Below are 21353 nucleotides of genomic sequence, written 5' to 3'. Positions count from 1 at the left end.
GATGAGAAAACTCAAGAATGTGCTGTTGCTGGGTCGCAAAGAGCTGTGGAGCCTGGCGCGCGACCCCATGATGTTGCTGCTCATCGTATATGTGTTCTCGGTCTCGATTTACACCTCGGCAACGGCCCAGCCGGAAACCCTGAACAACGCACCGATTGCGATTGTGGATCAGGATCAAAGCCCTTTGTCGGCCCGTATTACCTCGGCCTTTTATCCGCCGGAATTCATTCACCCGCACATGATCGAGTACGGAGAAATGGACTCGGGCATGGATACGGGGGCGTTCACCTTTGTGCTGAATATTCCCCCCAATTTTCAGCGTGACGTGCTGGCCGGGCGCAGTCCTGAAGTGCAATTGAACATTGATGCTACCCGCATGAGTCAGGCTTTTACCGGCAATAACTACATCCAGCAGGTGGTGATGGGCGAGGTCAACGAGTTCGTGCGGCGTTATCGCAGCATTGATACCTTGCCGGTGGATCTGGCCTTGCGGATTCGTTTTAACCCCACACTGGAAAAAGCCTGGTTCGGCAGTATTGCCGAGGTCATCAACTCGGTGGCCATGTTGTCCATCATCCTGACCGGGGCTGCCCTGATTCGGGAGCGTGAGCACGGCACCATCGAACACTTGCTGGTGATGCCCGTTACACCGGGCGAGATCATGGCCTCCAAAGTCACGGCGATGGGTCTGGTGGTGCTGATTGCCACGGCGGCTTCGCTCAATTTTGTGGTGCGCGGATTGTTGGGCGTTCCTATTGAAGGTTCTATCCCGCTGTTCTTGTGTGGTGCGGTGCTGTGTCTGTTTGCCATGACCTCCATGGGTATTTATCTGGCCACCTTGTCGCGCAGCATGCCGCAATTCGGTTTGCTCCTGATGTTGACCTTGTTGCCCATGAACTTGCTCTCGGGCGGTCGCACGCCCCGTGAGAGCATGCCGGAAATTGTGCAAAACCTGATGCAACTGGCCCCCACTACGCACTTCGTGTCTTTAGGGCAGGCCATATTGTTCCGCGGTGCTGGTATTGAAACCGTATGGCAACCCTTTTTAGCCCTGCTGGTGATTGGGACAGCCCTGTTTGTCCTGTCGCTGCGGCGTTTTCGTAACACCATCTCTCAGATGGCTTGATGGACTGGGCCCCCTCAGGGGGCACTTTTTTCCTTTAAGGAGATTTCGATGAGCATGGAGACACTTCCCCTGGATCTGTACAAGGCTAATGTTGAGTTGCAACTGCGTATCACCCGCCTGCTGCAGGCGGGTGGTCATCGTTGGTTGGAGTCCGTACAGAAAAGCAGCATGAGGAGCATGGAGCAGACCACGGCTGAAATTGAAGGCCTGCTGCAAACCGGCAATTGGCAGTCTCTGGCGACCTTGCCTGCCGACACCTTCTGGCGTTTGTTCCAGCACGGTGTGAATGACAGCCAGACCATCAATGAACTGGCCATTCAGAACCAGACCGAGTTCACCAACGGTTTGCAAGAAGCGCTGGAAGCCTGGCAGAAGTCGGTCATGGGCGTGGTCAGCAACACCAGCGCCGCTGTGCCAGTCATGGATATTTTCAAGCAGTGGGGCGCACCTTGGGCAAATGCTGCCAGCGCCTCTGACACTAAAAAGGGAGCATAAGCGGTATGTCTACGGTTAAACGCACTGCGTTGGTGACAGGTGGTATGGGCGGTCTGGGTCAAGAGATCGCCCGTGCTTTGCATGATGCGGGTCACCATGTTCTGGTGACTCACTCGCGCAGCGATGCTGATGCCCAGATCTGGCTGAAAGAGCAGGCCGACGCAGGCTATGTGTTCCAGGGCTATCACGTTGATGTGGCGGACTTCGAGTCGTGCCAGCAAATGGCGCGGGCGATTGCAAAGGATGGTCAGCAGGTCGACATCCTGATCAATAACGCCGGTATTACGCGCGACGGCACCTTCCGCAAATTGAGTAAAGACAAATGGGACGATGTTTTGCGCGTCAATCTGGACTCGGTCTTTAACGTCACCAAGCCCTTTATTGACAGCATGCTGGAGCGTGGCTGGGGCCGTGTGATCAATATCTCTTCTATTAATGGCAGCAAGGGGCAGTTTGGTCAAACCAACTACTCGGCCGCCAAGGCAGGGATGCACGGCTTTACCAAGGCGCTGGCTCAGGAAGTGGCGCGCAAGGGCGTGACGGTGAATACGATCTCCCCCGGTTATCTGGCCACGCAAATGGTCATGGCTGTGCCTGAAGATGTGCGTAACAGCATCATCGCGGGCATTCCTGTGGGCCGTCTGGGCAAGCCGGAGGAAATCGCGGCCTTGGTTACTTTTATTGCCAGCGAAGCAGCCGGATTTATGACGGGTAGTAATGTCGCCATGAATGGCGGCCAGCATATGTACTGAGCCCGACTCGGTTCGGCTGCTGCCTGTATGGGCCCGCTAGTCGGGCCTGCGACTTATGAAAGGAATGGATATGCACAAAGATATCGCGATTGTTGCGGCGACTCGTACCCCCATTGGACGCTTTCAAGGGGGGCTGTCTACGGTGCCCGCCCATGATTTGAGCGCACAACTGATTCGTGCCGTGCTCCAGAGCACAGGCGTGGCAGCCGAACAGATTGATGAAGTCATTCTGGGTCAGATTCTGACTGCTGGAGCCGGGCAGAACCCGGCTCGCCAGGCGGCCGTGAACGCTGGCCTGCCTTATGAAGTCCCCTCCATGTCCCTGAACAAGCTCTGCGGTTCGGGCCTGAAAGCGGTGCATCTGGCGGCGCAGGCCATTGCCTTGGGTGATGCGGATCTGGTGCTGGCCGGTGGTCAGGAAAGCATGAGCCTGGCTCCCTTTGTGGTGCACAAGGCGCGCACAGGTTTGGGCCTGGGCCACGCCATGATGGACGACACCTTGCTGCGCGACGGTTTGACTGATGCCTTCCATAACTACCACATGGGTATCACGGCAGAAAACCTGGCCGAGCGTTATGACATCAGCCGTGAACAGCAAGATGCTTTTGCGGTGGAGTCCCAGCGTAAAGCTGTAGCGGCCATGGAAGCTGGGCGTTTCAAGGACGAGATCACCCCGATCGACGTGCCCCAGCGCAAAGGCGATCCTGTCCGTGTCGAGGCCGACGAGCAACCACGCGCACAAACCACACTGGAATCCCTGGCCAAGCTGCGTCCTGCCTTCAAGAAAGACGGCACGGTCACGGCAGGTAACGCGTCCACCATTAATGATGGTGCCGCGGTGCTCTTGCTGGCCAGCGCCGACAAGGTCAAGGAATTGGGTCTGCCCGTTCTGGCGTGGATTCGTGGCTGGGCCAGCACGGGTGTAGACCCGGCCATCATGGGGATTGGCCCTGTGTCGGCCAGCCGCAAGGTCTTGAAGAAAGTGGGTTGGGAAATTGATCAACTGGACCTGATCGAAGCCAACGAAGCCTTTGCCGCCCAATCGCTGGCTGTGGCCAAAGACTTGCAGTGGGACATGAGCAAGGTCAACGTCAACGGCGGTGCGATTGCCTTGGGTCACCCCATTGGTGCGTCCGGTGCGCGCGTGTTGGTCACCCTGATTCATGAACTGCGTCGCCGTGGTGGCCAGAAAGGTCTGGCGACCTTGTGCATTGGTGGCGGTCAAGGCGTAGCCATTGCCATTGAGGCCGCTTGAATAGCTAGCTGATTGAAGGGAGAAGATGATGACAGATAAGTCTCGTGACGACCGTACGGCCTGGTCCCCCTGGAACCTGGGTCAGACCGTCTCCTCGTACTTTGTGGACGCCTGGCAGCGCGCCATTCTGTATGCCGATATCGAGCGTCAGGTCGGGGATCAGTACCAGGCCCAACGCAAGGTAGAAGTGCCGAATGTGCTGAACTTCCCGGCCGAACTGGTCATGTCGGGTCTGACTCTTCCCCGACCCGTTAACTATCTGATGGTGCGTATTCTGGCACCGGAAGATCAGCCTACCGACCCCAGCAAACGCCCGTTTCTGGTGGTTGACCCTCGTGCCGGTCATGGGCCGGGCATCGGTGGCTTCAAGTCGGATAGTGAAATCGGTGCCGCGCTGCAAGCGGGGCACCCTTGCTACTTTGTCGGGTTTTTACCGGACCCTGTTCCTGGCCAGACGGTTGAGGATGTGATGCGTGCCCATGCTGCCTTTGTCAGCAAAGCGGCCGAGCTGCATCCAGAAAGCCAGGGCAAGCCGGTGGTGATCGGTAATTGTCAGGCGGGCTGGCAGATCATGATGGCGGCGGCTGTGTGGCCGGAGTTGTTTGGTCCCTTGATTCTGGCCGGAGCCCCCGTGTCTTACTGGGCAGGCCGCAACCCCATGCGCTATGCCGGTGGCTTGCTGGGTGGTAGCTGGTTAACAGCGATGACCAGCGATCTGGGCAATGGTCGCTTTGACGGTGCGTGGCTGGTCAAGAATTTCGAGAATCTGGACCCGGCCAATACCTTGTGGTCCAAGCAGTACAACGTGTACGCCAATGCAGACACCGAAGCCGAACGCTATATCGGTTTCGAGAAATACTGGGGCGGTTATGTATTTCTGAACGATGTGGAAATGCAGTACATCGTGGATAACCTGTTCATTGGCAACAAGCTGTCTACGGCACAGTTAATGACCTCCGACGGCATCCGCATCGACCTGCGCAATATCCGTTCGCCCATCGTGGTGTTCAGCTCTTTTGGCGACAACATTACGCCGCCCGCACAGGCACTGGGCTGGATTACTGATCTGTATCTGGATGACGATGATGTGCGCAGTCACGACCAGACCATCGTCTTTACGACCCATGATCGTATCGGGCATTTGGGCATTTTTGTGTCCGGTAGTGTGGGCAGCAAAGAGCACCGCAAATTTGCCAGCACCATTGATCAAATTGATCTGCTGCCAGCCGGAATTTATCGTGCGACTGTCGAAGAAACGCCCGATGACGACACCTTGCTGAATGACCCCTATTTGATGTCGGTGCGGCAAAGCAATCTGGCTGAAATTGCCGAGATCGTGCAGCCTGATCCTGAGTCGGATCGACGCTTTGCAGCCGCAGCGCGTCTATCTGAAATCAATCTGGCGTTCTACAAGAGCACCTTGCAGCCTTGGGTCAAAGCTCTGTCTACTCCCTATACCGCGGCATTGCTGGAAGCCGTTAACCCCATGCGTCTGTCGTACGAGTCCTGGACCAGCGCCCATCCCTGGGCCGCCACGATTCATCAGTGGGCAGAAAACATCGCACAGCAGCGCCAGACCGTGGATGAGGACAATATTTTCCTGGAAGCGCAGGAGAATTTCTCCCAGGCTATGGAACGGGTCCTGAACAATTACCGTGACCGGCGCGACAGTATTTATCAGATCTGGTTCGATACCGTTTACGGCTCCCCTTTGCTGATGGCCCTGGCCGGTCATGCACCGGGCGATTCTATCCCGGCGCGTCCCCATCCTGGCAGCTCGCCCGAGCATCTGGCTTTTGTACGCCAGCAAATGCACAGATTGGATGGTTTGTTGAACGAAGGCGGGTTGCTGGAAGCAGCACTGCGTGGTTTGTTCCATATTGCCAAGCAGCGCAACAGCGTGGACGAGCGTTATCACCATGCCGCCATGCGTTTGCGCGAGCAATACGACACGGGCAATTTTGATATTGAAAAAATGCGTGCTGCAATTCGCGAGCAGGCCCTGGTGCTGGCGCACCACGGTCATAAGGCCGTGGAAGCGATTCCGCATTTGCTTAGCAAGCAGACGCCCGAGGAAATTCGTCTGGTGGCATCCCTGATCAAGAAATTGATCAGCGCCATCGACGAGCAAGACCCCGCCTCTGAGGCGGTGACTCAAGCTTCCCAAGAAGTTCTGGGCTTGTTCGAGGCTGCGGCCAAACAGCAGGAGCAGGCGGAAAAATCGAGCCATATGGACACCAAGACGGTAGCCAAAACTACGGCATCAGCCGCCAAGAAAGCGGCAGCTCCTGCGCCGGTGAAATCTGTTGCCCAAGCCTCGACCGCGGCGACTGCAACACCAGTGAAACCTGGTGTCCAAGCCCCTAAAGCGACAGAAGCCAAATCAAAGACAGCCACACCGGCAAGTAAAACGCAGCCAGCCGCTAAAGCAGCAGCAAAACCGGCCCAGGCAAAGCCAGTGAAACCGGCTGTGAAATCGGCAACAAAGCCCTTGGCTCAAACCGAAGCAGCCGTGCCCGCTCAAGGCGTAGAGAAGACAAGGGCCAAGCAGGGTGCAGTAGCGGGTTCGGGGGCCGCCAGCAAGTCAGCCAGCACCGGCGCTGCGGCATCTAGGAATCGTCAGCGCAAATCCTGAGATTTGGCGTGAATGAATTTTTGAAGGAGTTTCGAACATGAAGTATTCATTTTCCGGCCACTCTGTTCTGGTAACGGGTGCGGCGTCCGGCATTGGCGCCGCCACGGCCCGCATGTTGGCAGCCAATGGTTTGTCGGTCGTGGTGTCCGACGTACAGGCTGATGCCGTGCAGGCCGTGGTCAAGGAAATTGAGCAGGCCGGTGGCAAGGCCGTGGGCAATGTGGCGGACGTCACCCAGCCTGATCAAGTAAAGGCGGCTGTCGATTGCGCCATTGAGCATTTCGGGGCCTTGCACTTTGCCGTTAATAACGCCGGTGTGGGCGGAGATTCCGGCCCGGCTGGTGAAATGGACTTGGACGGCTGGCGTCGCTTGATTGACATTAATCTGAACGGCGTCGCTTACGGTCTGCGTTACCAGATCCCCGCCATTTTGGCGGCAGGCGGTGGTGCCATCGTGAATATGTCTTCCATCATGGGCCTGGTGGCTAATCCTGCTTTGCCCGGTTATAACGCCGCCAAGCACGGAGTTGTCGGCCTGAGCCGTTCCGCAGCCCTGGAGTATTCCTCCAAAGGCATCCGCATCAATACCATTCACCCCGGTTATGTGGATACTCCCATTCTGTCGGGCTTTGATGAGGCCGCGCGTGCTGCTTTGGTGGCCCAGCACCCGATTGGTCGTTTGGGCCATGCGGATGAAATCGCCCATGCCATTGCCTTCCTGCTTTCGGACGGTGCCAGCTTCATGACGGGCGCCTGCATGGTGGCCGATGGGGGCTACACCTCTATTTGAGTTGGGGGATCACGTCGCTGCGAGAACAAAATCAGTATTTCCATCCAGAACCAGCCAGCGAGAATCCGGGCCCCATCTTGTATTGGGGCCTATTTTTGAGGAGTTCCACAATGAAGTATTCATTCTCTGGTCACTCAGCGTTGGTGACGGGTGCGACGTCGGGTATTGGCGCTGCCACCGCCCGTTTGCTGGCTGCGAATGGCTTGTCTGTGCTGGTATCCGGTAGAAATCGTAGTGCCTTGGAGGAGGTGGTCAAGGAGATCGAACAAGCGGGTGGCAGGGCGCTTGCTCAAGTGGCCGATGTGACCAAGTCCGAGCAGGTAAAAGCGTTGGTGGATTGCGCCATTGAACATTTCGGTGCTCTGCACTTTGCCGTCAATAATGCAGGCATTCTGGGCGGCTCCAAGCCGGTGGGGGAGATGGATCTGGATGACTGGCATCGCCTCATCGATACCAATCTGAATGGTGTGGCCTATGGTTTGCGCTATCAGATTCCGGCTATTTTGGCGGCGGGTGGTGGCTCGATTGTCAATATGTCGTCCATCATGGGGCTGGTGTCCAATGCACGCTTGCCGGGCTATAACGCGGCCAAACATGGGGTAGTGGGTTTGAGTCGTGCGGCGGCTCTGGAATACTCCTCCAAAGGCATACGCATTAATACGATCCATCCCGGCTATGTGGATACGCCGATTTTGTCGGAATACGACGAGGCGGCGCGGGCTGATCTGGTGACTCAGCATCCTATTGGCCGTTTGGGCCATTCTGACGAAATTGCCCATGCCATTGCCTTCCTGCTGTCGCAGGGGGCCAGCTTCATGACGGGATCATGTCTGGTGGCTGACGGGGGCTATACCGCTCGTTAAGTGACAAGTTTGGCGGCTCTTTTTTGTGTTGGAGCCGCCATCCTGTGCTCAAAAATATACTGATGCCGATACTCGATACTCGATACTCGATACTCGATACTCGATACTCGATACTCGATACTCGGTCCTTGATGTAACAAGGCCCGGGTACTGCTGTTCCAGCCTTATTTCACGCCAATAATCCTGATTGTGGTGATCGATACCGAGCCGGGCGGCACGCCTGTGGCGACATGAGCCTCGGTGATAGGGATATGGACTCTTGCAGAACCACCAATACCCAGTTGTTTGACGATGTCTTGGAACAGTGGCGGTAAGTCCGTGGTGAGGCTGGTTTTGGTTTCTCTGGCCGCTAGCACTTCACCTGTTCCCAGTTCTTCATCCAGCTCAAACAAGATATCGCTGCTAGCGGTCACCATCGGCGCCTTGCCCTTGTTCAAGATTTTGTAGACCACACCATCAGGCATTTTGACTGCGCCTTTTTCGGCCCCAGCCGCAGCAAGAACAGACTTGGCCTGCTTTTCGTTCTTGGACAGCATGGCCTGTTCCAATAACTTGTCTACGTTGGCCAGTTCCACAGAAATGATGCTGGAAGACAACTGCAGGCGCTGATCGATTTTGTCGCTAAAGCCTTGGGAGAAGGCTTGCAAGTCCAGTTTTTTGCCAATGGATGCCAGTTTCTGTGTCTCGTGAGGCGCACTGTCCGCATACCAAGCACCAATGGCATAGCTAAGGCGGACATCTGATGAGGCGGCGTCATTCACAATCATACGCCGGGGTGTTCCCTGAGGTTCGGCCTTGCTTGAATTAAGCGCCTGTGCGACCAGCCGGTGCTGCAGGTCCTGCTTGGCTGCTTTCAGCTCGTCTATTTCTTTTTTGAGGGTGGCCATTTCAGAAGCGGTCGCAGCAAGGCTGCTTTCTCGTGACAGGCGATTGGGTAAACCCTGGCTCCGGGTTCTTTGCAGGCTTTTCAGCTCAGATGCCAATATATGCTTCTGATTGAGCTCCTCTTCCAGGCGTTGGCTTAATTCCTTGATCCGTGCCAGGTTTTGTTCCTGATCGATGGCGATGGGCGCCAGGACCATAGAGCCGTCTGGTTCCGCCTGTAGCTGCAGCAATTGTTGTTGCAATTGGCTGTTCCTGCTTTCGGTGTCGGACAGACGCTGCTGCAAGGCGATCAACTGAGTGTTGGCCTGATGCAGCTCGTTTCGGAGCAAGGCGTCGTTATTATCCTGATCAGAATTGGCAGCGAAAGAGGGGGCTGCATTTAGTTGTGCAGCATTTGTGGAGGGCTGGGGGCGCGCAAGACCGTCGCCAATGATGTTTTCCTGGGCCAGACGGTCCAATAGGCCAGTTCCAACTGAGTGAGAGGCTTCATAAAAAATCAGCAAGGTGCAGCATAGGGCGGCGTTGAAGTACTTTTTCATAGCTTGTTCAGGGATTGAACGCGATCGACCATATTGGAATAGACGGCGTTGTTAATCCGGATGCAAACCAGGGATAGCATTTTGTTCACTTCGGTCAGCATGATTTCAGACGAATTTGCATCAATCAGGGATTCATTGGCTTTGTAGACGCTAAAGTGCTTATCAATGGTCTGCATTTGCTGCCGATATTTTTCGTAAGAAGCGGGGTCCAGTTCTTTTAGTGCAGCGAACTCTTGATAGCACTTGTCTTCCTTGCCGGACGCGGCGGATTCCTGGGCGAGGCGAATCGGGGCGGTAGCTTGGCAAGCGGACAGAAAACAGGCGACCAGGATGGCCGTGCCGGGAACAGCGAATCGCATAAACACCTCGAGACGTTCGACTATCTTTATTCAGGTTCTTTGAGGGGACGAGCATTGAGTTCGAGCGTTGCAGGCAAGCTTGGAAATGCAGGTTCTCGCTCCCTGTGTTGAACAGTGGCGGAGATTGGCGTGAGCGGCTTGCATGGGCTTGTGCTGCACTGAAATTGGATCATGCGGGTGCGGGCAAAAAAATAAGAACTATCTGATTTTCATGGCTTTCGATTGTCGACAGGAATGCAAAAATCGCACTGTGACTCATGGGGAAGGTGTGATTGTGGCTAGACTTGATTGAAAGCCAACTCGCTTGTTGAGCGGGCAAGCTCCTGATCTACGGTTTGTCTGACTTTTGAGGCGGTATATAGATCAGCGACAGAAGCAGGAGCACCAGACAGAGGATTCCGGACAGAATATTGGTGCCGCCCCAGCCTGCAAAGCTGAACAGGAAGGCGGGGGCAAAGGCCCCCAGTGTGGCGAAGATGGACACGCCCAGATCATTCAAGCCTTGTACTTCCAGAGCTTGTGGTTTGCCTTCCAGGTTATTGGTCAGCAAGGCACTGCCGCCCACATAAGTGAAGTTCCAGCCCAGGCCCAGAATCAGCAGAGACAGGCTAAGTGCTGTATAGCCGTGGGCCACGAGATTGCTCAGACTGCTGAGCAGTAAAAGCACGATCCCGCTGATGGCAATGGTTTTCAGGCCAAACTTTTGAATCAGAATGCCAGTGAAAAAAGAGGGGGCAAACATGGCCAGGACGTGCCATTGAATGGCGGTGCTGATGTCCGAGAAATGCACATGCAGATGAGACATATACATGGAGGCCTGAATCATCAGCAGATTCATGATGCCGTAGCCTATGGCGGCAATGCAAATGGCAGTGGCCACCGTTTTGTTGTGTAGAACCAGTGTAAGTGTCTGGCCGCGGCTGGCTTTCTTGAGTGCCGTGTTATGGACCGGCTTCACTCCTTTGATGAACAGATTCAGGATCAACGACACTACAGCTAGCATGGTGAAGGCGCCATAGCAGGCTGCAAACTCCTGCCCGAGACTGCTCGTTTTCAAACCCTGTATCAGCAAGGGGCCTGATACGGCAGCAATCACTCCGCCGGCCACTACCAATGAAATGGCTCGCGGTTTCAATGTGCTGTTCAGCCCGTCCGTGGCCGCAAAGCGATTGAAGTTGGCAAAGGCAATATAGATTCCCAGCAGGGCGTGCGAGGCCACCAGCCAGGAAAACTGCTTCATTTCGATAGCCCAAAACCCCACCACCCCTGATGCCGCCAAAGGCAGGCTTGCCAGCAGAAAGGATTTCTTGCGACCTATGGCAGCCATCAATCTGGAGGCGGGCAGGGTAAAGAGCATCACAAACAGAAACTGAAAACCGTAGGGCACGGTGGATAACCAGGGCTCGGGGGCCAAACTGCCACCTACCAAAGCAGCCATGGTGACAGACATGACGGCAGTGGTCAGGTTGATGGATTGGGCCAGAAAATAAAGGTAGGTTCTGTAAGGAAGGTGGGTGGCTGTCATGGTGCTACGTGGCGAGGGATATTGAAGCTGATAGTGCAGTCAGGAACAGTGGAAGTGTGATGCAGCGCTTTCTGCGTGTGAGGGAGAAAATGCTTGTGGTGATTTTGGCCTTGTCGGGTGCACCTGTCTCGAACAGTCGGTGTACTATTCTGAAAACTGTTAGCTAATTTTTTCTAACAGTGTTTGGGGAGCAGGCAGGCATGGATTTTCACGAGCGTTTGAAGGACGCCATCCTCCAGGGCGAGTGGGCGGCGGGGCAGCAATTACCTTCGATTCGCAAGATGATGGCAATGGAGGGCTTGAGCCATCACACCGTCGTCAGTGCATATACTCGTTTGGTGGGCGAGGGCATGCTGGAGGCCTTGCAAGGCTGCGGTTATTTCGTGGCCCGCTGGTCCGGTTTGAACGAGGACCTGCCCATCCTGTCTTCCGAAGCTCCGATGGATCCCTTATTTAAACTGCTGCAGGCCAAGCCCGAGCAGTGCAAGCTGGGCTGTGGTTGGTTGCCCCTGCCTTGGCGGGATACGGATGCGCTGGCCAAGGCCATACGCAAAACGGCCCGATCTGGTCGTAGTGGTTTGGTGGAGTATGGCGATATTCATGGTTATCTGCCGCTACGCAAGCAGTTGTCCCTGTTGCTGCGTCAATCGACCTTGATTCAGGTTTCCCCTCAGCAGATTTTGACGACCCTGGGGGCAACCCAAGCCTTGGATCTGATCTCGCGCACGGTAATTCGCGCTGGGGATCATGTTCTGGTGGATGAGCCTTGCAGCAGTAATTTGATCAAGCTGATTCGTTTGTGCGGTGGGATACCTGTCGGGGTTCCCCGTCTGGCGGATGGGCCCGATGTGGCGGCGCTGGATCGTATTTTGCAGACTCATAAAGTGCGGGCTTTTTTTTGCAATAGCACTTTTCATAATCCAACGGGTGCGGGTTTAAGTCCCAAGGTGGCTTTTGAAGTGGTAAAGCGCGCAGCCGAACACGATTTTCTGATTGTGGAAGATGATGTGTATGGGGATTTTTTCCCTGGTGTGCGTCAGACGTTTGCGGGGTTGGGGGATTTTGAGCATGTGGTCTATATAGGTAGTTTCTCCAAGTCGCTGTCGGCTTCCTTGCGGATCGGGTATCTGGCTTGTGGGCCGAGGTTGATGGAGTCCTTGCTTCGTCTGAAATTGCTGACCAGTGTGGCCATACCGGGGTTTTGCGAGCGTTTTGTGAATACGATTCTGGCCGATGGCACCTATGCCAAGCACACGCAGGCGATTCAACGACAGTTGATGACGCATCAGCAAATTGCGCAAAAGGTGCTGAAAGAATACGGCTGGGAGTTCGAGGTGCAGTCGCAAGGTGGGATGTTCTTGTGGATTCGGCATCCGGATCTGCCGGATTTGACGGACTTTATTCAGCGGCTGGAGAGCAAAGGAGTTCTGCTGATGCCAGGCAGTGCGTTTGCTGTCAGCAAGGAGTTCAAGGACAGGACGCGATTGAATGTGGCGCATCTGATGCCTGAGGTGTTTGATTGTCTGGATGTGAGTGGGGGAGCTTGATTCTTGGCCAGTATCTGGGTTTTTTTGCAAAGACGCCCCTCAAGCCCGCCGCTCGGCCAATCGGCTGAGCCCTTGCCGGTGCTGCGCACCGGTGCCCTTGGCGTACCATTGCTCCGGGCGCGCCCTTAACTCCGGGGGGGACTGGTCCCCCGGACCAGCCACAAGCGTCCCCGTCAAACAGAAGGGCGCTTGCATCCCTGCGCAATGGTTCGCCTGCGGCAATGACTCTGACCCGCCGATTGGCCGAGCGGCGGGCTTGAGGGGCTTGGGAAATACATAAAGAACAAGCCAGAATGCCGGTGTGGCGTTCTGGCTTGTTGGTGTAAAAAACCGGCCCCGTTTGCCTATGCATACAGGTGGGGTCGGGGTCGGCTTAAGGCTTCAGAGCGGGTTGGTGTCCTGCCAGGGGTTTCATCGATTCCACGGCGTAGGCCACGTTCAGAATGCGTGCCTCTTCAAAGGCAGGTCCGATGATTTGCAGGCCTACGGGCATGCCGTTGGCGATACCGGCAGGCACCGTGACGGCCGGCAGACCGGTCAGGTTGCTGGGGCCGGTAAAGCGGATGCCTTCGTCGATGAAGTCCAGTGTTTTTCCATTGATGTTGACGGTATCCACGCCAATGTCCGGTACCTGGCAAGGCAGGGTGGGGGCGATGATGACGTCTACGTCGCTGAAGGTGCCGGTAAATTGCTGTTTGAGGGCGCGGCGTACTTGCTGGGCTTGCAGGTAGTCGATGCCGCTGAACAGTTCGCCCAGTTCAAACAGGAAGCGAATGTCACCGCCAAAGTCTTCTGGGCGTTTGATCAGGTCCTGGTGGTGGATGGTCGCCGCCTCGGTCAGGCTGACGGCCAACTCGGCCCATTCGGAGTAGCGCAGGGCAGGCACGTTCAGGGGGATGACCTTGGCGCCCTGTTTTTCCAGGTCGGCCAGGCGGTCGCGGATGACTTTTTCAATGCCGGAGTCGACGTTCTTGAAGAAGTAGTCTTCGATGATGCCGATGCGCAGACCTTTGACGTTGCCGTTCAGAGCGCTCAGGTAGGAGCCGACAGGGACGTTGGCGCAGGTCGGGTCGCGGGGATCAAAACCGGCAATCACTTCCAGCATCGCGGCTGCGTCTGCTACGGTTTTGGACATGGGGCCAACGTGGTCCAGGGTCCAGGCCAGTGGGTAGACGCCAAATTTACTGACGCGTCCGTGCGTGGGTTTTAGGCCCACGATGCCGCAAGCGGCCGACGGGATGCGAATGGAACCGGCCGTGTCAGTACCCAGCGTGTTGTAGGAGCTGTGGGAGGCAACGGCGGCGCCGGATCCACCGCTGGAGCCGCCGGGGACGCGGTCGGGATTCCAGGGGTTATGCACGGCACCAAAGTGCGGGTTGTTGTTGTCGATGCCCCAGGCATACTCGTGCATGTTCAGCTTGCCGGTGAAGATCACCCCGGCATCGCGCAGCTTGGTGGCAACGGTGGCGTCGTCCTTGGAGATAAAGTCTTTGTGAATCTTGGAGGCCATGGTGGTGACCTCGTTCGCAAAGTAGATATTGTCTTTCAGCGCCAGGGGCACGCCATGGAACACGCCCTTGTACTTGCCGGCCATGATGTCCTGTTCGGCTTGCGTGGCACTGTTTCTGGCCTGCTCGGCGGTGACGGAGATGTAGGCGTTGGTCTGTGGGTTCGACTTGTCGATGTAGGCTAGTAGATTGTCGGTCACTTCGACAGGGGAAACAGCCTTGTTGCGCAGTTTGTCCGCCAGTTCAATGACGCTTAGTTCCAGCAATTCCTTATTCATGGTGATCCCCTCCGGCCAGGTGTTTGATGGCAAGGTCGGCATCGTCAATGGCAATACCTTCCAGATTGCCCTTCATGGCTTGAATCTCGCGCCATTTGGTCTCCAGCTTGGCCAGATGTTCGGGACTGGGGTGTATTCCTTTTGCAGCCAGGGTGTCTTTGACACTTACAGTCATTTGTCCTCTCCTTATCGTTTTCAAAACCGTGCATGCGCAAATGACGCGCACAAAAAAAGCCCCACCCCTTGTGAAAGGGAATGAGGCTTTATTGCCTGCATGTCACTGGCAACGTTGGCAGCGCATACAACTGTTTTAGCAGACTCAGATGTCTGCTTTTTCAATCTACAAAATATTGATGCCTAAACATACTGGGGTTTACCAGAGGGCGTCGGGGGCGGGAGAGACAGCTCGATTTTGCAGCTTTCCTGTCCCTAAACTGTGCTCTTGAGCCGGCTTGGGTCACAGGTTTAGACGGTGGGTGAAAAGCACTATCGGAATAGTCTTATGGTTTGTTGGGGTATGAGTTGGTGAAATTGTATCTGGGTCTTTTTACATACCTATTTAAAAAAAGGCAATCCCATGAGAAATAAAAAGCGCAAAAGTAAGTTGTGTTCAATGCTGGTGGCCATTTTTTTCCCCTGCTTTGCCGTGAATGTTATTGCTCAGGTTAATGAGGATTGCCTAAGAAATACGGGTTTGAATTTATATGACTGGAAAGTAGAGCCTTATGGAAATGGGTTCTCTAACGGTCAGATAATAGCCTCGGCATTGACAAACTCGACATTCTTTTATTCGCCACACGAGCGAAAAGCCAGTGTGGATGCAGGGGGGGTGAATGGTCGTGCTCACCCCTATAACGCTATTCCCATGCCCAAAACACCAGGTGTGGGAGTACGAGTTTCCTGGAATGGATTTCATAGTATTTACGCTTTTACTGCCTCTTCTGTCCGTCCTAACGGAACCCCGGTTTCTGTTCCTTATATGGGGGGGATGTTGATTGGAGAAGGCCCCAGAAGCTATACGATTACTTATTATTTCAAATACGAAATTGTGGTGATCGATGCGGAAAAATATAAAGGTGGAAAACTGGTGGTCAGCAATGAGCAGGCCATTCGTGCTGTTGTTTCTCGGATAGGTGAAAACGGTGGGAAGACAATTTGCAAGAATGGAATGCTTGATTTGCTGACTCCCTTGGTTAATGGGGGGGGAATCCCGGAAATGCCCAAACCTCCAGCTCCTACCTGTTCGTCGGCGGACCTGAACCGGGTGGTGTCCATGCCACCCATCACCCTCTCGCAGTTGGCCGCGTATGGCAGCAGTCGCAGCGAGGGGAGGATCGCTGAACAGAAGTTTGAACTGGTAGGCCGCGGTTGTCCGGCAGGCACCACAATCAAGGCCTTTTTTACCGATACTCGTGCCAGTTCGGAGCCCAAGAGTTATTTGCGTTCTTCACATCCGTCGGTTGGTGTGCGTCTGTATCACCGGGATAGCCAGCAGCCAATCGGGTTTGGTCCTGCGCCTGTAGGTTCCACTTTGCCGGACCGGCCTCCTGTTGTGGAAGGGCCAACAAGCAGCTCTTTATCTGATATGCATTTGCCTATCACCGCCCAGTACGTGCAATTGCCCAATGTGCAAAGCGGCACGGTGACACCAGGCAGTTTGCAGGCCGAGGCCGTGGTCACTTTCATGTATGACTAGGCCTGGGATGGCATCCGTTCATACAAAGAGCGGGCCGTACTGGCAAGGGCTGGGGTTTTCAGACTATTCCTAGGCCAGTAGCCCGCAGAAAATTTTACGATCTCAGTTATCGGTTCTGGCCTGGAACTTCCAGTCTGTTCATTGTTAGCCGGGGACATTCATGTTCGCACCATCCACTTCTCACATGCCACCTACGATGGTGATGAACTTGCTTGGTCAGCTTCGCTCGGAGTCCGGCTTGTGGATGCCACGGCGCATTGTCCCTGCTGTCGGGCGTTCTGCCAATACAAGCGCAACACCGGTAGACAGCAAGGCCTTGAGCAGCCGCATAGTCCGGCCTTACGGCTTTTCGGGCCGTAGCGTGTGCGCTCAGGCTGAACAGGGTGGGATGTTGATTACGCGGGCCGTTTTGCTCGATGCCTTGCGAAAGGAGCAGGTTCAGGCGTGGCTGCAGCCCAAGGTCTCGGTGCATTCCCAACAGTTGGTTGCGTTGGAGGCCCTGGCGCGCTGGCGTCACCCTCAATGGGGTGTCTTGTCACCCGATGTGTTTTTGCCCTGGTTCAGTGAGCATGGCCTGGATGAGGCTTTGCTCTTGCATATGCTGCAAGAGGTAATAGGTTTGCAGGCCTATTGGCGTCGTCAGGGTTTGGCGGTGCCTGTTGCAGTGAATCTGCCCACTCATTTGCTCGATGATGTCAGCCTGCCAGATCGTTTGATGGCCTGTGTACAGGAACAGCAGGGGCAGGCCAGCCAGATTACGTTGGAGTTGCTGGAAGACTCCAACACCCGGACGCCTTGCGCCTTGTTTTTAGGGGCTTCACGCCTGGTGGCGATGGGCTTTGGGCTGGCGCAAGATGATGCCGGGGTGGCCCACAGCTCAATGGAACGTTTGATGTCAACCCCGTTTTCAGAGCTCAAACTGGACCGGCAAAGTGTGAATGGCTTGGCGCACAGTCGCGAACAGATCGAACAGGTGCACGGCTGGATCCGGGTGGCCAAGGAGCGTGGCCTGCGAGTTACCGCTGAAGGAGTAGAGCAGCAGGAGGATCTGGATTGCTTACGACAAATGGGCTGTGATTATGCCCAAGGCTATCTGTTCGCCAAACCCACTCCAGCCTTTGAGCTGGATATGTGGATGCGTCAGCGTTGGGCGACATGAATCAAGCATGCCCGGCTGTGCCTTGTGCGTATTCAGGAGAACAGATTGTTCTGGGTACAGAACGCAATCAGGTCCTGGTTGTTATGCACATTGAGCTTGCGCATGGCCGATGCTTTTTGTGCACTGATGGTTTTGATGCTGCGGTTCAATTGCTCGGCAATGGCGCTGATGGAGTCCCCCATGGCAAACAGGCGCAGGACCTCAAATTCTCGGGGGCTCAGGGATTTCAGACGTTCCTGTACCGAGCTGGACAGCACGTCTTTTGGGGTATCCTGCTTGAAATTGGCCGGGTAGTACTTTACGCCTTGACGCAACAAGTGCAGGGCGACCAGAACTTCAGAGAGCTCGTCCTGTTTAAGGACAACTCCTTGTACGCCAGCATCGTACAAAGAAGAAATAATCATGGGGTTGGACACCATGGTCAGCACAATCAGTTTGACGTCGGGGAAGTGGCGCCGTAGATAAGAAATGAAGCGCATCCCGTCGCCATACTGCTCGTCGCCGGGCATGGAGTAATCGGTAATGATGGTATCGGCCTGGTTTTTCTGCAGGTGCTCGACCAGCCCCGAGGGGCTGGCTGCTACGGCTTCAACGCTCAGGTTGATATCGCGGCTCAGCAGCTCGCGTATCCCCATCAAGATCAATGGGTGATCGTCTGCAATGATGACGCGCAGTTTCTGAATGGCGGGCATTCGGGTTTCCTTGCCTGTTTTGCTAGACTTGTTCAATCAACTCGCGTAGTGCTTGGCACACGGCAGCGGCTGTATGAACTTGTGTTTCAGTTTGTTGAGTATTTTGCCTGAAATTCTGTTCCAGTTCTTTCACTCTGTCAGCGATTTCATGCAGACCCATTACCACCAGTGCTCCAGCCATACGATGCAAGACGGCCTGGCTTTGCGCCGCATTTTGCTCTTGCAGGGCTTGTTCCAGAGTCTGTAAATCCTTGCTCATGGTGCTGCGGAAAATCTCCCGGTAGCGTTTGGGCACAGGTGAGCGGGCTAACGATTCCAGCAGACTGCTCAGGGTGGCCAGATTCATGGGCTTGACCAGGCATGCATTCATGCCGCTCTGCGTACAGCGCTGGGCTTCGTCGCGCATGGCGTTGGCGGTAATACCAATGATGGGTGCATTCATGCCTTGAGCACGCAGACGTCGGGCCAACTCGTAGCCCGTCATGTTGGGCATATTGACGTCTGTCAGCAGCAGATCATGGATGTTGCCATCCCAAAGACTCAAGGCTTCTTCGCCATCTTGAGCCAGGGTCACCTGGTATCCCAAACGTTCCAACTGTTCACGCAAGGTCGCCTGATTGAGCGGGTTGTCTTCTGCGACCAGCACATGCAGGCCAGGGCGACTGGGGGGCTTGATCGCTGCTTTGGCGGGTGGCGCGGACTCCATGATCTGAGCAGGCGTGGTGTGTTGTTGTGCCTGCCAGTGCTCCAGGGAGAGGGCGATGCTTTCGGGACTGGTGCCATCCGCCTCGGGCAAGGTGCTACTGCCATCGCGTGCCGAGACACTGACGTAGGGGCCGAGCCAATGAGGCACCGGCTTGCTGCCGGGCATCATCACATCCAGCAAGATCTCCTCGGCCTGTCCTGTCAGGGAATTGTTGGGCAGCAGGGCTTGTGCCTGGGCATTCCAGCGGATGAGCCAATTGCAGATCGACTCGGACAATTCGGCATGGGGTGTTCGCACATGCAGCTTCATGCCATGCAGGTTTGGGGCAGGGCGGGTTTCGATCGCTTTTGGCTCTATGTCCAGGTTCAGCGTAAAGGAGAAACTGCTGCCCAGTCCTGGCTCACTGGTTAACTGAATCTGACTGTTCATCAGTTCGGCCAGACGGGCACAGATGGACAGGCCCAAGCCAGCTCCGCGTATGGTGTGCTCGCCCGCATGGGCGACATAAAAGGGGGTAAACAGTTTGTCCTGTCGTTCGTGCTCAATGCCCACACCACTGTCAGCCACCTGAAACATTAATTGGGCTTTGCCTTGGGCAATTTGCTCAAGACGCAATCGCACAATAATGTGGCCGGCCTGGGTGAACTTGATGGCATTGCTGATCAGATTGCTCAGGATCTGACGTATGTGTAGTGGATCGCCTAAGACGCAAGGGGGTACATCCGGGTCTACACGGCAAAACAGCAGCAGGTTTTTTTGCTGGGCCATGGCGGTATAGGTGGCGGTGCAATCCTGTACTAAAGCAACCGGGTCCAGGGGCACAGATTGCACATGGGTCTGGCCCGCCTCAATCCGGCTGATATCCAGAATGTCACTGATGATCTGCAACAACTGGCGCGAGGCACCTTGAATTCGGTCTACCTGTTGATGTTGCTGGCTATTTAATTCGGTCATGGACAGCAACTCCAGGGAGCCCAAAACTCCGTACAGGGGCGTGCGAATCTCATGACTCATCGTGGCCAGGAAAGCGGACTTGGCCGTACTGGCTTCATCGGCGGCCGCGCGCGCGCGTTGCAGTTCACGCTGGATTTCTTCTTGTGCCGTCAGGTCCATCAACACACACAGCAGAACGTCCTGCTCATGATAGCGGCTGGGTGCGCAGGCCAAATGCAGGCTGCGTCCATCTGCTAAATCTACTTTGCCTTCGGTGGCCTGCGCTCCCTGTTGCTGCAAGGCGTTCAGGGCTAAGGCCAGGGGTGCCTGTTCAGGTACTACATCCCCCGCATCCAGCCCCAGCCATTCCAGGGCCTGGGCATTGCCAAAAATAATCTGTCGCCTTTCTTTGTTGATCACGCACAGGGCTACCGGCGAAGTAGCAATAATGCTGCGGTTGAAGTCCCGGCTCTCCAGCAGCGCACGTTGGGCCTGACGTGCTGGTTCCACCACACGGCGCCCGTACCAGCGGGCATAAGCCATGCCGCCCAGCAAACTCAACAATAAAAATGCGACCGTGCCCAGGGGCACCCACGTGCTGTTCAGCAACTGACTGGGGCTGATCAGGTAGCGCCCTGTCCAGGTACCGGAGGGATCGCTCATTTGAAAGGCCAGGCCCCGCCAACTGATGCTAAAACCATCGTGCTGCAAATCAGGGGAGTCGTTTTTACCGATCAGCAATCCCTGCTGGGTATGGTGCAGCCAGAACCGATAGCCGACAGGTGCTTCGGACTGATTGAAAAATTCCCGCAACCTGCCCTTGTCAAACAGACTCATGGCCTGGAATCGGGCAGGGTCTGCACCCGGTACGGGCAGGCCGGGCAAGGCAATCGGGATGATGCCCAGCATATGCAAAGGGTGCTCGGGCAAGGAAACCCATTTCACCGGCTGCGGGCCGGATAAGGGAGTGCTTGACGGTTGAATATGTTCACGTGCTTCCTTGTGCGACGCAATGGGCAAGACCGTATCCGTGCGGGAGGATTCCAGCTCCGGAATGCTCAGGCTGTCCTCCATGTCGGGATGGAACAGGAACAAGTAGCCGGACGGGAAGTAGGATCTGGCCCAAAAGGACGCAAAGCTGTCGGCCAGATCGGCCCCCAAGGTTCCGTAGGCCTCTTTGGGGGCGCGGCAGTGCTGCTCGCAAATCATGGAAAAGGAGACGCTGGCGGTGGGCCGCCAGATATTCACGGAGCGGCCGCTTTCTACCGGCGGTGGTTCCGGCTCTGGCCCGGCCTGCAGTTTGGCAGCATCAGCCTTGAGCTGCGCCAAAAATCGTTCCTGTTCGTGGATATAGGCCACCGTCACGGCGAAATCGGATTTCAGACGATGGCGCTCCTGGCTAAAAAAATGCTGGCCGCCGACGACCAGAGCGCCCAGCAAAACGAAGGAAACAGGAATAACGCTGAGCAATAGTCGCGTGTGTCCACGCGAGCGTCGCGTCATACGATTAAAAGGTGAGTTGGCCATGGTTCTCCGTGAGGTCGCCGATTTGGGCAATTCCTGCCGTATCATACCGCCCTGCGCCGCGGTAGCGACGTAGCATTTGTGGG

Annotated in this window: 17 protein-coding genes; 10 read left to right on the top strand and 7 right to left on the bottom strand. The window is 55.6% G+C overall.

The genetic code is table 11. The annotated features are described in order from the left end of the window. Window position 1: 1 nt before the first annotated feature. From OSH09_RS17305 to OSH09_RS17275, 7 genes are all read left to right on the top strand, one after another. The gene (locus OSH09_RS17305; protein ID WP_207875535.1) at window positions 2–1126 is read left to right on the top strand and encodes an ABC transporter permease; all 1125 of its coding nucleotides are present in this window, start codon (window positions 2–4) and stop codon (window positions 1124–1126) included. A gap of 54 nt (window positions 1127–1180) precedes the next feature. After that, window positions 1181–1621, top strand: a complete 441-nt coding sequence (locus tag OSH09_RS17300) for a phasin family protein (RefSeq protein ID WP_243430312.1) — start codon at window positions 1181–1183, stop codon at window positions 1619–1621. A gap of 5 nt (window positions 1622–1626) precedes the next feature. Continuing rightward, window positions 1627–2373 (top strand): acetoacetyl-CoA reductase, encoded by a 747-nt coding sequence (gene phbB, locus OSH09_RS17295; RefSeq protein ID WP_266121687.1) that lies wholly within the window; start codon window positions 1627–1629, stop codon window positions 2371–2373. A 70-nt stretch (window positions 2374–2443) separates the two neighbouring features. Beyond that, on the top strand, window positions 2444–3628 hold the full coding sequence (locus OSH09_RS17290; RefSeq protein ID WP_266121686.1) for an acetyl-CoA C-acetyltransferase: 1185 nt from the start codon (window positions 2444–2446) through the stop codon (window positions 3626–3628). Window positions 3629–3656: 28 nt separating this feature from the next. After that, complete coding sequence (locus tag OSH09_RS17285) at window positions 3657–6263, top strand: DUF3141 domain-containing protein (RefSeq protein WP_407653293.1); 2607 nt, start codon at window positions 3657–3659, stop codon at window positions 6261–6263. Window positions 6264–6300: 37 nt separating this feature from the next. Continuing rightward, window positions 6301–7053 carry an SDR family NAD(P)-dependent oxidoreductase gene (locus OSH09_RS17280; protein ID WP_266121684.1) on the top strand — a complete coding sequence of 251 codons (753 nt, stop codon included), beginning with the start codon at window positions 6301–6303 and terminating at the stop codon, window positions 7051–7053. A 110-nt stretch (window positions 7054–7163) separates the two neighbouring features. Further along, window positions 7164–7916 carry an SDR family NAD(P)-dependent oxidoreductase gene (locus OSH09_RS17275; RefSeq protein ID WP_266121683.1) on the top strand — a complete coding sequence of 251 codons (753 nt, stop codon included), beginning with the start codon at window positions 7164–7166 and terminating at the stop codon, window positions 7914–7916. 164 nt (window positions 7917–8080) lie between these two features. On the opposite strand, the gene OSH09_RS17270 is transcribed toward OSH09_RS17275, so the two are convergent. From OSH09_RS17270 to OSH09_RS17260, 3 genes are all read right to left on the bottom strand, one after another. Then, window positions 8081–9304, bottom strand: a complete 1224-nt coding sequence (locus OSH09_RS17270) for an FKBP-type peptidyl-prolyl cis-trans isomerase N-terminal domain-containing protein (protein WP_266121682.1) — start codon at window positions 9302–9304, stop codon at window positions 8081–8083. A gap of 32 nt (window positions 9305–9336) precedes the next feature. Further along, the gene (locus OSH09_RS17265) at window positions 9337–9699 is read right to left on the bottom strand and encodes a hypothetical protein (protein ID WP_266121681.1); all 363 of its coding nucleotides are present in this window, start codon (window positions 9697–9699) and stop codon (window positions 9337–9339) included. Window positions 9700–10027: 328 nt separating this feature from the next. Next, the gene (locus OSH09_RS17260) at window positions 10028–11224 is read right to left on the bottom strand and encodes an MFS transporter (protein ID WP_266121680.1); all 1197 of its coding nucleotides are present in this window, start codon (window positions 11222–11224) and stop codon (window positions 10028–10030) included. A 200-nt stretch (window positions 11225–11424) separates the two neighbouring features. Here OSH09_RS17260 and OSH09_RS17255 point away from each other — a divergent pair, with 200 nt between their 5' ends. Next, window positions 11425–12771, top strand: a complete 1347-nt coding sequence (locus OSH09_RS17255) for an aminotransferase-like domain-containing protein (protein ID WP_266121679.1) — start codon at window positions 11425–11427, stop codon at window positions 12769–12771. A gap of 373 nt (window positions 12772–13144) precedes the next feature. On the opposite strand, the gene OSH09_RS17250 is transcribed toward OSH09_RS17255, so the two are convergent. Both OSH09_RS17250 and OSH09_RS17245 read right to left on the bottom strand, forming a co-directional pair. Next, entirely contained in the window at window positions 13145–14557 is a 1413-nt protein-coding gene (locus OSH09_RS17250) for an amidase (RefSeq protein WP_266121678.1), read from the bottom strand. Beyond that, complete coding sequence (locus OSH09_RS17245; RefSeq protein ID WP_003803240.1) at window positions 14550–14732, bottom strand: hypothetical protein; 183 nt, start codon at window positions 14730–14732, stop codon at window positions 14550–14552. Before OSH09_RS17245 ends, OSH09_RS17250 begins: the two co-directional genes overlap by 8 nt. 402 nt (window positions 14733–15134) lie before the next feature. On the opposite strand from OSH09_RS17245, the gene OSH09_RS17240 reads away from it, so the two are divergent. Then, complete coding sequence (locus tag OSH09_RS17240) at window positions 15135–16253, top strand: fimbrial protein (RefSeq protein ID WP_266121677.1); 1119 nt, start codon at window positions 15135–15137, stop codon at window positions 16251–16253. Window positions 16254–16413: 160 nt separating this feature from the next. Further along, complete coding sequence (locus OSH09_RS17235) at window positions 16414–17412, top strand: EAL domain-containing protein (RefSeq protein ID WP_266121676.1); 999 nt, start codon at window positions 16414–16416, stop codon at window positions 17410–17412. Between the two features lie 32 nt (window positions 17413–17444). Here the strand turns inward: OSH09_RS17235 and OSH09_RS17230 are convergent, their stop codons facing one another. Beyond that, window positions 17445–18104, bottom strand: a complete 660-nt coding sequence (locus OSH09_RS17230) for a response regulator (protein WP_266121675.1) — start codon at window positions 18102–18104, stop codon at window positions 17445–17447. Between the two features lie 22 nt (window positions 18105–18126). After that, on the bottom strand, window positions 18127–21270 hold the full coding sequence (locus tag OSH09_RS17225; RefSeq protein WP_266121674.1) for a hybrid sensor histidine kinase/response regulator: 3144 nt from the start codon (window positions 21268–21270) through the stop codon (window positions 18127–18129). Between the last annotated feature and the right edge of the window lie 83 nt (window positions 21271–21353).

It is taken from the genome of Alcaligenes parafaecalis, from assembly GCF_026344135.1.
In the GTDB taxonomy this organism is placed as follows: domain Bacteria; phylum Pseudomonadota; class Gammaproteobacteria; order Burkholderiales; family Burkholderiaceae_B; genus Alcaligenes; species Alcaligenes parafaecalis.
The sequence above is the reverse complement of the archived record's forward strand: the minus strand, read 5'-3'. Positions and strand labels throughout refer to the sequence as shown.

Excerpts from the sequence above, each read along its gene's own strand:
- OSH09_RS17305 (WP_207875535.1), top strand. The coding sequence starts at position 2 with ATGAGAAAACTCAAGAATGTGCTGTTGCTGGGTCGCAAAGAGCTGTGG.
- OSH09_RS17300 (WP_243430312.1), top strand. The coding sequence starts at position 1,181 with ATGGAGACACTTCCCCTGGATCTGTACAAGGCTAATGTTGAGTTGCAA.
- phbB (WP_266121687.1), top strand. The coding sequence starts at position 1,627 with ATGTCTACGGTTAAACGCACTGCGTTGGTGACAGGTGGTATGGGCGGT.
- OSH09_RS17290 (WP_266121686.1), top strand. The coding sequence starts at position 2,444 with ATGCACAAAGATATCGCGATTGTTGCGGCGACTCGTACCCCCATTGGA.
- OSH09_RS17285 (WP_407653293.1), top strand. The coding sequence starts at position 3,657 with ATGACAGATAAGTCTCGTGACGACCGTACGGCCTGGTCCCCCTGGAAC.
- OSH09_RS17280 (WP_266121684.1), top strand. The coding sequence starts at position 6,301 with ATGAAGTATTCATTTTCCGGCCACTCTGTTCTGGTAACGGGTGCGGCG.
- OSH09_RS17275 (WP_266121683.1), top strand. The coding sequence starts at position 7,164 with ATGAAGTATTCATTCTCTGGTCACTCAGCGTTGGTGACGGGTGCGACG.
- OSH09_RS17265 (WP_266121681.1), bottom strand. The coding sequence starts at position 9,699 with ATGCGATTCGCTGTTCCCGGCACGGCCATCCTGGTCGCCTGTTTTCTG.
- OSH09_RS17260 (WP_266121680.1), bottom strand. The coding sequence starts at position 11,224 with ATGACAGCCACCCACCTTCCTTACAGAACCTACCTTTATTTTCTGGCC.
- OSH09_RS17255 (WP_266121679.1), top strand. The coding sequence starts at position 11,425 with ATGGATTTTCACGAGCGTTTGAAGGACGCCATCCTCCAGGGCGAGTGG.
- OSH09_RS17250 (WP_266121678.1), bottom strand. The coding sequence starts at position 14,557 with ATGAATAAGGAATTGCTGGAACTAAGCGTCATTGAACTGGCGGACAAA.
- OSH09_RS17245 (WP_003803240.1), bottom strand. The coding sequence starts at position 14,732 with ATGACTGTAAGTGTCAAAGACACCCTGGCTGCAAAAGGAATACACCCC.
- OSH09_RS17240 (WP_266121677.1), top strand. The coding sequence starts at position 15,135 with ATGAGAAATAAAAAGCGCAAAAGTAAGTTGTGTTCAATGCTGGTGGCC.
- OSH09_RS17235 (WP_266121676.1), top strand. The coding sequence starts at position 16,414 with ATGTTCGCACCATCCACTTCTCACATGCCACCTACGATGGTGATGAAC.
- OSH09_RS17230 (WP_266121675.1), bottom strand. The coding sequence starts at position 18,104 with ATGCCCGCCATTCAGAAACTGCGCGTCATCATTGCAGACGATCACCCA.
- OSH09_RS17225 (WP_266121674.1), bottom strand. The coding sequence starts at position 21,270 with ATGGCCAACTCACCTTTTAATCGTATGACGCGACGCTCGCGTGGACAC.